The organism is Paraclostridium sp. AKS73 (assembly GCF_025671395.1).
Lineage (GTDB): Bacteria > Bacillota > Clostridia > Peptostreptococcales > Peptostreptococcaceae > Paraclostridium > Paraclostridium benzoelyticum.
Genome location: NZ_JAIXHU010000036.1, coordinates 22,670 through 34,783 on the forward strand (window position 1 = coordinate 22,670; position 12,114 = coordinate 34,783).

The window sequence follows — 12,114 nt, forward strand, 5'->3', positions numbered from 1 at the left end:
ACACATTGATTCACCTCCTAAATCAAAGCGATTATATAATATATGTTAAAAAAGTAAGATTAGTTCTGATATATGATATAATAAATAGCTATAAAAATTTAATTTAGTAAAATAAGGTGGTAAAATGGATAATAATTTTAGAAAATTTAATTTGAATAAATATATAACTAAAGCGCTTTTTAACATGGGATACTTAGAACCTTCAAAAGTTCAGGAAAAAGTGGTTCCAAAACTTTTAAATAAAGAAAATATTGTAGTTAAATCAAGAACAGGTAGTGGAAAAACAGCTAGTTTTGGAATTCCTATATGCGAGAATATAAATGTTGAAAATAACAATATACAAGCATTAATAGTAGTACCAACAAGAGAATTAGCTCTTCAAGTAAAAGACGAAGTTTCAAATATAGGGAGGTTGAAAAAATTAGATGTAGCGCTATATTTGGAAAACAGCCAATAAAAGAGCAAATTTTTGAGTTGAAGCAAAGAGTTCATATAGTTGTGGCAACTCCTGGGAGAATAATTGATCATATAAATAGAGGGACAATAAATTTAAATCAGTTAGAATATTTTATTATAGATGAAGCTGACAAAATGTTAAATAAAGGTTTTGTAGATGATATGAAATTTATATTTAACAATATTCCAACAAAGTCTACTATTGGATTGTTTTCAGCTACAATAGGAAAAGAAATAAGCCATATATGTGAAATGTATATGGGGAAATATAATCAAATTATTATTGATGAAAATTGTATTTATAAAAACAAAATAGAAGAAAAGTTGATGTACTCTAATGAGGAAAATAAATATGAAACTTTAAAAAATATTATATATGCTTTAAAACCTGAAACAACAATCATATTCTTGAATACCAAAGATAGAGTATCTGAATTATATAGAAAGATGAAAAAGATAAGTTTTTAGTAGAACAATTACATGGTGATATGTCTCAAGACAAAAGAATATTTACAATTAAAGATTTAAAAAACGGAAAATATAATGTATTAGTAAGTACAGATGTAGCTAGCAGAGGTATTCATATTGATGATATATCTTTAGTAATAAATTATGATGTTCCTAGGGACAAAGAAAATTATATACATCGAATAGGTAGAACTGGGAGACATGATCGATATGGGAAATCAGTGACTATAGTAAGCGATAAGGATAAGAAATATATAGATGAAATAAAAGAATATATAGGGTATGATATCGATGCTTTAGAAGATATAACAAGTGATAAAATAAAAAGTGGTAAATATGAGTTTGAACAAAAATCATCTAGAATTCTCAAAAACAGAAGGAAAACAAATAGTAAGGAAAAAATTCATAGTGAAGTAACAAGAATATATTTAAATGCGGGTAAAAAGAAAAAAATAAGAATTATAGATATAGTAGGGACATTTAGCAATATAAAAGGAATAAATAATGAAGATATAGGAGTAATTGAAGTTCATGATCTGTATTCATATGTTGACGTATTAAATTATAAAGGTGAGAAATTTTTGAAAGACTATAATCAAATAAACATAAAGAAAAAATTAGTAAAAGTAAGAAGAGATAATAAGATATAATATTGCAAAAAATGTCAAAATACGCTATAATCATGTAGATTAATCAACAAAATAGAAGCGAAGAAGTATATTCTATACGTGGGCACCTTGGATATACGGAGTTAGTGGTGCAACCGGCTATATTTATTAAACATAAATATAGCCTTTTTTATTTGGGTCATGAAAATTGAAAAAATAGAAACGAAGAAGTATATCCTGTATGTGGGCACCTTGGATATACGGAGTTAGTGGTGCAACCGGCTATATTTATTAAATATAAATATAGCCTTTTTTATTTGAATTATGAAAATTGAAGAAAAATAGAGGCGAAGAAGTATACCCTGTATGTGGGCACCTGGGGTATGCGGAGTTAGTGGTGCAACCGGCTATATTTATTGAATATAAATATAGCCTTTTTATAAAAAATTAAGATGAGGTGATTTTGTGAGAACAAAAAAAAGGTATAGAATGTTTAGTATGATTGTGATATTAAATCTAATACTAAACATTATATCTCCAGGGATGGCGGTGTTTGCTGAAAATAATAATGTTAAGTTGACATTAACAAGCAACAAGACAAAATTGGAATCAGGGGAACAAGTTGAGTTTAATTTAAATTACGAGGCGTTAAATGGGCCAGGGAGTATAAAAGCAGGAGACACAATAACATTTAAATTGCCGGATGTATTTGAAAATATTCAACCTAAATATCCTCCAGAACATTTTAAAAATGTAACTGTAGATGGAACAATTGTCACAGCTGTGTTTAGTGAAGGCGCAAATGATGCAATAGGTGGATACATGAGTGTAAAGGCTACAGCTAAAAATGTTGAAACTAACACAACACAAAGAGTTGAAGTTAACTTAGATGGTACAGTTCAATATATTGATGTGGAAATAGTTCCTCCAGATGAAAAAGTACCAGTAGATCCACCAACTGTAACAGATAGACAAATTTATAAAACTGTTGATAATCCAGATGGATATGATGGTTATGAAAATGGAACATTAATAAACAATATAAATAATCCTGTTATAGGTAAAAAAGTAAAATATAGTATATATGTTAATGAAAAGTATGCAACTATGTATAATTCATATATAAAGGATACTATTCCTAACGGAATGGAGTTAGTTAAAGATTCTGTAAAAATTTATGAAATACAATATGGACAACAAGAGAAAGATGTAACAGAAGATTTTCAAGGAAAGATAAATACGCAAAACAATTCAATTAATGTAAATTTTGGAACTACTTATAACAAATATAGAGTAAGTTATAGCGTTATAATAAGACAAAATATGCAACGTTATGATAATGTTGCATATTTAATTAAACATGATGAAACATTATCATCAAAAGCAATAGTAAAACCTAAAGACGATGGTAAGATGTTAACTAAATACAGTAGAACTAGTGAGACAGCAAAAGATGAGAATGGAAATACTATAAATATAGTAAATCTTAATGACAATAAGGTTAAATATACACTTGATATAAATCCTAATAATCAAAGTGTAACAAATGCAATTATTGAAGATAACATTCCAGATGGAATGAAATTAGTAGATGGAAGTATTATGGTAGGTACATATGATATATCTGATAACTTTGAATGGGTAACAGATAAAATGAAAAATAAGATAAAATTTGAAAATAATAAGCTAACTGTTAATATAGGGAATACAGATAAGCATTATTTAATTTATTATGACTTAGAAGTTACACAGAGACAAAAGGCTTACACAAATAAAGCAAAATTAAGTTATGACAACACATCTAAAGATGTTCAAAATGTTGTAAGATACGAAATGAATGCAGGGGCTATAAATGCAAGAAAAAAAGTAGACAAGACATTACTTAAAAAAGGTGACAATCAAATAGTAAATTATACAATAGACTTTGACTGTTATGGATATTTTAACAAGGGATACTTAAATCTAACAGATAAGTTAGATCCTGAGGTTGAAATTTTAGGGGTTGAGGCTCCAGAACATTTTAATGTAAACATAGATAAAGAAAGCAATACTATAAAAATTACAAATGATAAAAAAGAAATAGAGTATGGAGAACCACTTCAAGTAAAAATAAAAACGGACTTTTCTAAAGTTGAAGATGGGAAAATTGTAACTAATGTTGCAAAGATAAACAACTCTACAACTAATAAAGTTGAAACGAAAAAAGGTTATAGATTTACTGCAAAAAAAATTGATAGTACAACAAAATCCCCACTTTTAGGAGCAACTTTTAATTTAATGGATAGTAATAAAAAGGTTATAGCTACATTAAATAGTGATTCAAATGGAATATTATCAAACTCAATAGATAATCCAGGAGTATATTACTTAAGGGAGATAAAAGCTCCTAAAGGATATAACTTAGATAGTAAAGAGATAAAATTCAGTATAAATGAAAACCAAATAGGAACTACTGTAGATTTAGGAAATATACTAAACACACAATCTAATCATAATGCAACTATAAAAAAAGTTGATTCAGATAATGAGAAAAAAGTATTAGAAGGTGCAGTATTTGAGATTCAAAACTCAAGTGGAAGGAAAGTAACAAGTGTAACAACAGGTAAAGACGGAATAGCTAATTTAAATCTTTCACCAGGTAAATATAAAGCAGTTGAAAAAAAAGCACCACAAGGATACATTTTAAACACTGATCCTATACAATTTGAAATAAAATTAGATTCCGATTCAGATATCAACTTAGTTGTTAAAAATGATGCAATAAAAGGAAAGATAGAGATAACAAAGACAGATTCAAAGGATAGTAAAAAAGTATTAGCGAATACAGAGTTTACTATATTTGATAGTAATAAAAAAGAAATAGCGAAAGCTATGACAAATAAAGAAGGAAAAGTAGAATTCGATAACTTAGGATATGGAAACTACTATTACCAAGAAACAAAAGCACCAGAGGGATACAAAATAGACGATAAATTGTATATATTTGAAATAAAGGAAGAAAATCAAGCAATAAGTAAAATAGTTACAAATGATCCTATAGTTGTAGCGGAAATTAAAAAAGATGATTCTAACTCAAAGAATGAAGAAAATATAACTAGTTCAAACCAAGGGAAAGATGATAGTCAAAAAGATAAAATAAATAGCTCTGATAATAAGACTAGTTATGAATCAAAAAATTCAAGTAGTCCACAAACATATGATAATAGTATGTTACCGTATATAGGGTTATTTACAGTTTCAACTATAGGATTAGCAGCAAGTACTTTCAATAAAAGAAGAAAGTAAAGGTTTAAAAATAAAGTAGAGTATTAATTTATTTTAGTACTCTACTTTATTTTTAATATACATTATTGATTGAATAATAATAGATACATTTATACAAAATAGTTTAACTTATTAGACTTGTAATATATAATAGTATTTGTTGTATCAAAAACTAAAATTAGGAATGATAAGGTGTGACATTATGGAAGAATTAAAGATTAAGATTAAAGAAATAACAAATGAAAAGCTTTTAAAAGTTGTTATTAGTAATAAGCTAAATAAAGATGTTAAATATAATAAAATTAATATTGAATTAAAGGGAAAAATAATAAGGAATACTATCAGATAGAAAAATATACAGATAAACAAGTTTTCATGAAAATATAGAGTTAGAAATGATAGAAACAAAATTATTTGAAATGACTTTTGAGAATTATAAACAAGTAGCTGCTTGGTCTGAAAACACTAATTATGATTTGAAAATATCTAAGAAAGGCAAGGTATTTCTAGGTAAGAAAAAAAGCAGTAATGAAAACTTAGTAAATAAAAGTCATAATAGAGAAAAAAATTATATACTTAAAGAAGGTATGTTAATACAGCCTTTAATAGATTTAGGTGTATTTACACAAGAAGGAAAAGTAGTTAAATCTAAATACGATAAGTATAAACAAATAAATAGATTTATTGAAATAATTGATGATGAGATAAAGAAAAATGATTATAAAGAATTGACTATATTAGATTTTGGATGCGGAAAATCATATTTAACATTTGTACTTTACTACTATTTGTTGAGATAAAAAAAATAAATGTAAAAATGATTGGGTTAGATTTAAAAGCAGATGTTATAAAGAAATGTAATGATATAGCTCAAAAATATAATTATCAAAATTTAAAATTTGAACTTGGAGATATAAATGGATATAAGTACACTGATAATGTGGATATGGTTATAACTTTACATGCATGTGATACAGCTACAGATTATGCACTTTATAATGCTGTGAAGTGGAATACAAAAATGATTTTCTCAGTCCCTTGTTGTCAGCATGAATTTAATGAACAGATAAATTCTGATGAGTTTTCGATATTAACTAAGTATGGGATTATAAAGGAAAGAGTATCAGCTCTTATGACAGATGCGGTTAGAGGAAATTTATTAGAAGCATTAGGATATAAAACACAAATTCTTGAATTTATAGATATAGCACATTCGCCTAAAAATATTTTAATAAGAGCTTCTAAAGGTTCTATTTCACAAGAAAAGAAAGAGAGAGCAATGAAAGAAGTTGATAATATTATAAAAGAGTTTAATTTAAATCCAACTTTATTAAAATTATTAAAAGATGATAAATTAATATAAATATAAAAAGGAATCAATTATCTTAATTGATTCCTTTTTATATGTCGAAATACTTATCTCCAAGACTTTCTATACTCTTAAGTATTTTTGCATAATCATTGCCTTTTGCTGTCAAATAGTATTCTACTTTAGGTGGAAGTTCATCATATACTAACTTACATATTAAATCATCGTTTTCCATTTCTTTTAATTTTTCATTTAGAACTTTATGGCTTACACCACAAGTAATTCTTTGTAGTTCTAAAAAACGTTTAGGACCTTCTAGTAAATGACATAGGATTATTACCTTCCACTTTCCTCTAATTACTTCAAAAGCCAAATCTAATTTACAAACATACTTTTTACCATCTCTAATAATCAAAATTATCACAACCTTTATTGGATTTTTACTATATTTTAACCTATAAAACAATTTAACATAATACTAACTTTTTAGTAAGTACTTGATTATAATATAAATTAATATTAGTATAATTAAATAAGCAATTATTAATGTATACAGGGAGGATTATATATGAAATTTAGATTTTGTCACAATAATATAAACGTGTTAAATTTAGAAAAAAGTTTAGAGTTTTATGAAAAGGCACTTGGGCTTAAAGAAGTAAAAAGACATGAAGCAAAAGATGGAAGTTTTATACTATCTTATTTAGGAGACGGAGAAACTACACATACGTTAGAACTAACATGGCTTAAAGAATGGGATAGAGCATATAATTTAGGAGATAATGAGTTCCATCTAGCATTAAGAGTTGATGATTTTGATGCAGCTTATAATTTACATAAAGAAATGGGATGCATTTGTTTTGAAAACAAAGATATGGGTATATATTTTATAGCAGACCCAGATAATTATTGGATAGAAATTTTACCTTCAAAATAGTCATAAAGGCAAATAAAAAAACCAGCTAAATATACACATAAGTATATTTAGCTGGTTTTTTATTTTAAAATAAACATAAAACTATCATTCATTAAAAATAAGTACATATATATTTTATTAGAATAATTAATTGGGAGGTGAAATTTATAAAGTATCCAATTACAGTTCAATACGGTAAATTTACATTGTCAATTTATGAAGAATTAGATTGTAGTATAGAAATAATAAAGAACTATATAGAATTTCAAGTTTTTGATAATAAAAAACTAGATAGTGAAGTTATAGAGTACGTAAATTTAAAGGACTTTAATGTTAATATTATATATAATGAACATAATAGATTTAAGCAAAACTTGAAAAATATATTTATAGAAGTGAATATTGAAGAAAACATAAGAGAGCTTGAAAAAATAATATTGAAAATTTCATAGATAGTATTTTCAATATTACTAAAAATTTAATATAGATGCAATTATATCCATTAAACAACTAAAGAATATAAAAACACTAGAAGATTCAAAAGATATTCAGAAGCACTATGAAAGCAATTTATATATTAGGTTAGAACAAAGTAAAGAATTAAAATTAAATGTACATAAATATCAAAAATCAATAAATATAAAACTGTTTTTAGAAAATAATCAAAATTTAAACCTAAATCTAGATATTACAAATCCCTATAATTTTATATTTAAAGATATAGATATAAATTGTAAAGAAAAGAAATTTCAAATTAAAAATAATAAATTAAAGGTTTGTGCAAAAGGAAAAAATGAAATAAATATAAGTTTAAACTCAGAAATGTTTATAGAAAATGGTATTTGGAAATTAAAATTTAATGAGCGCAATAAAATTAAATGTATAGAAACTTCACTTAGATCAAATGAAAAAATAGAAAATAATTTAGAAAATAGAGATTTTCAAAAAGCCAACATAGATTTCAATGAATTTGAGCCCATATTCATTATATACTATTACACAAAGTATGAAGAACAGTTAAAAAAATTAGAAAATATATTTAAGTTTTATAAACTATCAGATGGAATGGGTATTGTATTTATACAAAAAGATAGACTTATTGACTTAGGAAAATTATATTCTTTTAAATACATATATAAAATGCAGAGATATACAAAAATGGTTCAACTAACAAATTTGTCTAAAGGAATAGAAAATGGATATACAGCTAATGAAGAGATAGGAGTTAACTACTTTAAAACAAATCCAAATATAAACTTAGATGGCAAAGGAGTTATAATAAGCATTGTGAATTCTGGAATAGACTATTTACATCCAGATTTTATATACCCTGATGGTACTTCTAAAATTTTATATCTATGGGATCAAACTAAGGAAGGAAATCCTCCAGAAGGATTTAATATAGGAACTGAATATAAAAGAGAGGATATAAATAAGGCAATAGCTGAAAAAAATCCTAATCTATCTACAGATGAAGAGGGTATAGGGACTGCGTTAGGAGGAATATGTGCAGGATTAGGTAGTATAAATAAGTCTTATGCAGGAGTTGCAGAAGGAGCTGATTTAATAGTTGTAAAGCTACAAAAAATAGATGGATTTTATAATAATGGGACTTTTTTAAGTGGCATAGATTATAGTTATAGAAAAGCGAAAAAATTAGATATGCCAATAATTCAGAATATAACTTTTGGAAGTAATAGTTTAGTTTCTCCAGGTATTGGGTTTATGGACAATGATTTATTTTATGAATATAGAGTATGTGAAGTTGCAGGAGGAGGTAATGAAGGAAATGGAAAGACTCATACTATGGGAAAAATAAACTTTGTTGGGGAAGTTAAAGATATAGAGATTGAAATAGCAGAATATGAAAAAGATATAGAAATTGATTTATGGGTAGATAAACCTGATAAACTAAATATTTTAATTATATCTCCATCAGGAGAAGAAAGCAAAACATCACTTGTATCTAATCTTAATGTTTTAGAAGGATTATTTGATTTCGAAAATACATATTATTCTATATGGTCAACCTATCCACTTTATTACTCGGGGCAACAAATGACAATTATAAATTTAAAAGGTGTAAGCAAGGGAATATGGAAAATAAGGTTAATAGGATCATCTATAACAAATGGAGTATATCATGTTTATTTGCCAAACAACTCGCTGTTAAAACCTGGAACTAAATTTAGAGAAGGAAATCCAAATTACACACTAACATATCCTTCTATATATAAAGACTCAGTTACAGTAGGAACTTATAACAGTTTAAATTCTAGTATATGGACAGAGTCTTCAAGAGGCCCTGTAATTGGAAATGTAGGTAGGATTGAAAGCCCAGATATAGTAGCGCCAGGTGTAAATATAATTGCACCATATAAAAAGGATAAATACGCATTAGTAAGCGGAAGCGGTGTTGCAGCATCATATACAGCAGGATCGATTGCTTTAATAATGCAATATGTACTTTTTAAAGAAAACTACAAAGATAAATCTGTAGTTCAAAAAATAAAGACATATTTAAGTGCAGGTGCTAAAAGAGATAATAAAATAAATTATCCAGATCTAAGCTATGGGTATGGAGTTTTAAATATAAAAAATACTTTTGACCAAATTAAATAGTTAAGGGGTGATTATTTGGGGAAATCATATGTTGCCATATATAATGGAAATGAAGAGGAGTTGAAAACTCAATTAAGTCAAAAAAACCTAAATAACTATATTATTTTAAATAAAAAAGCTGTTGCTATATATGTCAGTGACCATTTGATGAAGAAATTTTCTTTAAAATTGAATGCATATATGACTGGGGAATTTCGACTCATATGAGTTCACTTATAGAAATAGATTCCAATGTTGATAATGGGAAACCAGCTAGATCTATTTCAGGAGTAGATTACATTGAAAAAAATCCATATATAAATCCAACTGGAAAAGATACCGTTATTGCAATTATAGACTCGGGCATAGATTATATGCACCATGATTTTATAAGAAAAGATGGAACCTCAAAAATAATATCTATTTGGGATCAAAGTTCTAATAAAGGGAATCCGCCTGAAGGACTAAATTTTGGAAGTGAGTTTACAAACGAAAAGATAAATGAGTATATTGCTAAAAAAGACCCAAGTTTAACTGAAGATAGTATTGGAACAGGAACACTCGCAGCTGGGATAGCGGCTGGGTTAGGAAATGAAAATTCACAATATAAAGGGATTGCAATAGATAGTGACTTAATAGTAGTTAAGCTAAGAGAAGAAATAGGTGTATATAAAGAAGGAAGGATAAGTTATGCACTTAGCGATTTTTTAGCAGGTATTAAATATGTAACTGAGAGTTTGAACAAACATCAAAAAAGTATGGTTATAAATTTAACAGTAGCATGCAAAAGTGAAGGTGTTGTTGAAACTACACTATTAGAATCATTTGAAAACTTAACTATTCCTGGAGTAATTATTGTGTGCGGATTAGGCAATGAAGGAAATACTGATACTCATTACAAGGGAAATATTAAAAATATTAATGATGTTGTAGATATATTAATACAAGTTGGAGAGCAAAAAAACTTAGATATTATAGTATCTTGTGTTGGACCGGATAAAATAAATGCATCTTTAATATCTCCATCAGGAGAATTAAGCTACGATATAAAATATTCGCCAGATAGATTTATATATAAAGGTAGATTTAATATAGAAAAAACTAATTATGATATGAGATTCTTATACCCATGGCTTAAATCAGGGACAGAAGAAATTGTAATTAATTTAAAGGATATAAAACCTGGAATCTGGACTTTAAGATTAACACCAGAATTTTTAATATCTGGAGACTATGATGTGTTTTTGCCAAATAAAAATTTATTAGATAAAGATACAAGATTCATAAATTCAAATTCGTTTTCAACAACAACTTGGTTTGCAGCTACTGAAAATGTATTATCTGTAGGAGCATTTAATAATAATACTGATAGTATATGGATTCAGTCATCAAGAGGAACATTAAATCAAAACCCTTTAAAACCAGATATAGTAGCTCCAGGTGTAGATATAATAGGACCTTATAAAAATAATAAATACATAGCTGGAACTGGGACAGGAGTAAGTAGTTCTATCATAAGTGGAGTTGCATCTGTTTTAATGGAGTATATAAGTTCTCAAAGCGATCTTGGAAGGAATTTATTATTTACAGAAGTAATAAAAACTTACTTAATGATAGGTGCAGATAGGCAGGATATATATAGTTACCCAAATGTTAATTTAGGATATGGAGTTTTAAATTTTAAAAAGACTATGGAAAGTATAGCTGAGAATTTAAGATAAATAAAGTGTTTGAATATTAAAAATAATATTCAAACACTTTATTTTTTGAAAATAAGGGTATTATATAAATAATTAATATTAAAGGGGAGCAATTAGAATGAAAATAAAAAACAAAAATTTTTTTAGGTATAATAATTTTTTTTATTTTATCTGCAACTATAATATTTTCTATTAAAAATTAGACACACAGCAAAATCAACAAGTTAAAAAATAGAAAATAATAAAGATGCAGTTGAAAATTCAAAAGAAAAAAATTTAACTTTCTTTAGAGATATAGCTGGAGTTAAAGCGACAAATATAGAATTAATAGATAATCCAGTAGGTGTAAAAGGTGAATTTTTAGTTCCTGAAAAGTCTATTTTAAATGGGATAAACTATTTTTTAAAACAGACTAAAAATGATAAAATAAGCAATGTAAATATAGATATAGAAGAGAGCGGAATAATTGCAAAGGTTGATTATAAAGTAAATAAAAGTGTAACAACTCCAATTGAAGTTAAGTTTTGCCAACTGTAGATAAGAATAATAATTTAATTTTAAATATTAAAGAAGTTAAATTATTAGATTTAAAGTTATATGATTGGATAGTTGATATAGCATTGAAAAGTTTTATAAAAGATTGGTTTTCTAAAGATAGCAACATAGATGTTAAATTTGAAAAAGGAAATGTCGTAATTGATAAAAATAATTTCAAGGAAGTAGTATTAAAAAATATATCTTTAGGGCCAAAAAGATTTAAAAATAAATATGATTATAGATTTTAATTATATT

Annotated in this window: 12 protein-coding genes, 1 pseudogene and 3 riboswitches; of the genes and pseudogenes, 12 read left to right on the top strand and 1 reads right to left on the bottom strand. The window is 26.3% G+C overall.

What is annotated here, in order from left to right:
* Positions 1–184: 184 nt before the first annotated feature.
* From LEQ07_RS15815 to LEQ07_RS15830, 6 genes and pseudogenes are all read left to right on the top strand, one after another.
* Positions 185–924: pseudogene (locus LEQ07_RS15815) on the top strand (DEAD/DEAH box helicase).
* 20 nt (positions 925–944) lie between these two features.
* A complete protein-coding gene (locus LEQ07_RS15820) occupies positions 945–1,574 on the top strand; it encodes a helicase-related protein (RefSeq protein ID WP_263331394.1) in 630 nt (209 codons plus the stop codon).
* 44 nt (positions 1,575–1,618) lie between these two features.
* Positions 1,619–1,702: riboswitch (cyclic di-GMP riboswitch) on the top strand.
* Between the two features lie 39 nt (positions 1,703–1,741).
* A riboswitch (cyclic di-GMP riboswitch) is annotated at positions 1,742–1,825 on the top strand.
* Positions 1,826–1,866: 41 nt separating this feature from the next.
* Positions 1,867–1,950, top strand: a riboswitch (cyclic di-GMP riboswitch).
* A 47-nt stretch (positions 1,951–1,997) separates the two neighbouring features.
* On the top strand, positions 1,998–4,817 hold the full coding sequence (locus tag LEQ07_RS15825) for a SpaA isopeptide-forming pilin-related protein (protein ID WP_263331395.1): 2,820 nt from the start codon (positions 1,998–2,000) through the stop codon (positions 4,815–4,817).
* 181 nt (positions 4,818–4,998) lie between these two features.
* Positions 4,999–5,145 carry a hypothetical protein gene (locus tag LEQ07_RS21945; RefSeq protein ID WP_332843270.1) on the top strand — a complete coding sequence of 49 codons (147 nt, stop codon included), beginning with the start codon at positions 4,999–5,001 and terminating at the stop codon, positions 5,143–5,145.
* Between the two features lie 46 nt (positions 5,146–5,191).
* Positions 5,192–5,596, top strand: a complete 405-nt coding sequence (locus LEQ07_RS23195) for a methyltransferase (protein WP_442952434.1) — start codon at positions 5,192–5,194, stop codon at positions 5,594–5,596.
* A 17-nt stretch (positions 5,597–5,613) separates the two neighbouring features.
* Positions 5,614–6,159 (top strand): class I SAM-dependent methyltransferase, encoded by a 546-nt coding sequence (locus LEQ07_RS15830; RefSeq protein ID WP_442952435.1) that lies wholly within the window; start codon positions 5,614–5,616, stop codon positions 6,157–6,159.
* A gap of 37 nt (positions 6,160–6,196) precedes the next feature.
* Here the strand turns inward: LEQ07_RS15830 and LEQ07_RS15835 are convergent, their stop codons facing one another.
* Positions 6,197–6,520 (bottom strand): winged helix-turn-helix transcriptional regulator, encoded by a 324-nt coding sequence (locus LEQ07_RS15835; protein ID WP_263331396.1) that lies wholly within the window; start codon positions 6,518–6,520, stop codon positions 6,197–6,199.
* 153 nt (positions 6,521–6,673) lie between these two features.
* Here LEQ07_RS15835 and LEQ07_RS15840 point away from each other — a divergent pair, with 153 nt between their 5' ends.
* The 6 genes from LEQ07_RS15840 to LEQ07_RS15865 all read left to right on the top strand — a co-directional run bounded on the left by LEQ07_RS15840 (position 6,674) and on the right by LEQ07_RS15865 (position 12,107).
* Entirely contained in the window at positions 6,674–7,042 is a 369-nt protein-coding gene (locus LEQ07_RS15840; protein ID WP_021433496.1) for a VOC family protein, read from the top strand.
* 137 nt (positions 7,043–7,179) lie between these two features.
* Complete coding sequence (locus tag LEQ07_RS15845; protein ID WP_263331397.1) at positions 7,180–7,473, top strand: hypothetical protein; 294 nt, start codon at positions 7,180–7,182, stop codon at positions 7,471–7,473.
* A 370-nt stretch (positions 7,474–7,843) separates the two neighbouring features.
* The gene (locus LEQ07_RS15850; RefSeq protein WP_263331398.1) at positions 7,844–9,643 is read left to right on the top strand and encodes a S8 family peptidase; all 1,800 of its coding nucleotides are present in this window, start codon (positions 7,844–7,846) and stop codon (positions 9,641–9,643) included.
* 15 nt (positions 9,644–9,658) lie between these two features.
* On the top strand, positions 9,659–9,850 hold the full coding sequence (locus LEQ07_RS15855; protein ID WP_263331399.1) for a hypothetical protein: 192 nt from the start codon (positions 9,659–9,661) through the stop codon (positions 9,848–9,850).
* Entirely contained in the window at positions 9,847–11,343 is a 1,497-nt protein-coding gene (gene cspC, locus LEQ07_RS15860; protein WP_263331400.1) for a bile acid germinant receptor pseudoprotease CspC, read from the top strand. The genes LEQ07_RS15855 and cspC overlap by 4 nt, the downstream gene beginning before the upstream one ends.
* Before the next feature lie 503 nt (positions 11,344–11,846).
* Complete coding sequence (locus LEQ07_RS15865) at positions 11,847–12,107, top strand: hypothetical protein (protein ID WP_263331401.1); 261 nt, start codon at positions 11,847–11,849, stop codon at positions 12,105–12,107.
* Positions 12,108–12,114: the final 7 nt, after the last annotated feature.

Coding starts and splice junctions, on each gene's coding strand:
- LEQ07_RS15830 (WP_442952435.1), top strand. CDS start 5,614: ATGATTGGGTTAGATTTAAAAGCAGATGTTATAAAGAAATGTAATGAT.
- cspC (WP_263331400.1), top strand. CDS start 9,847: ATGAGTTCACTTATAGAAATAGATTCCAATGTTGATAATGGGAAACCA.
- LEQ07_RS15840 (WP_021433496.1), top strand. CDS start 6,674: ATGAAATTTAGATTTTGTCACAATAATATAAACGTGTTAAATTTAGAA.
- LEQ07_RS21945 (WP_332843270.1), top strand. CDS start 4,999: ATGGAAGAATTAAAGATTAAGATTAAAGAAATAACAAATGAAAAGCTT.
- LEQ07_RS15850 (WP_263331398.1), top strand. CDS start 7,844: ATGTTTATAGAAAATGGTATTTGGAAATTAAAATTTAATGAGCGCAAT.
- LEQ07_RS15820 (WP_263331394.1), top strand. CDS start 945: ATGTCTCAAGACAAAAGAATATTTACAATTAAAGATTTAAAAAACGGA.
- LEQ07_RS23195 (WP_442952434.1), top strand. CDS start 5,192: ATGATAGAAACAAAATTATTTGAAATGACTTTTGAGAATTATAAACAA.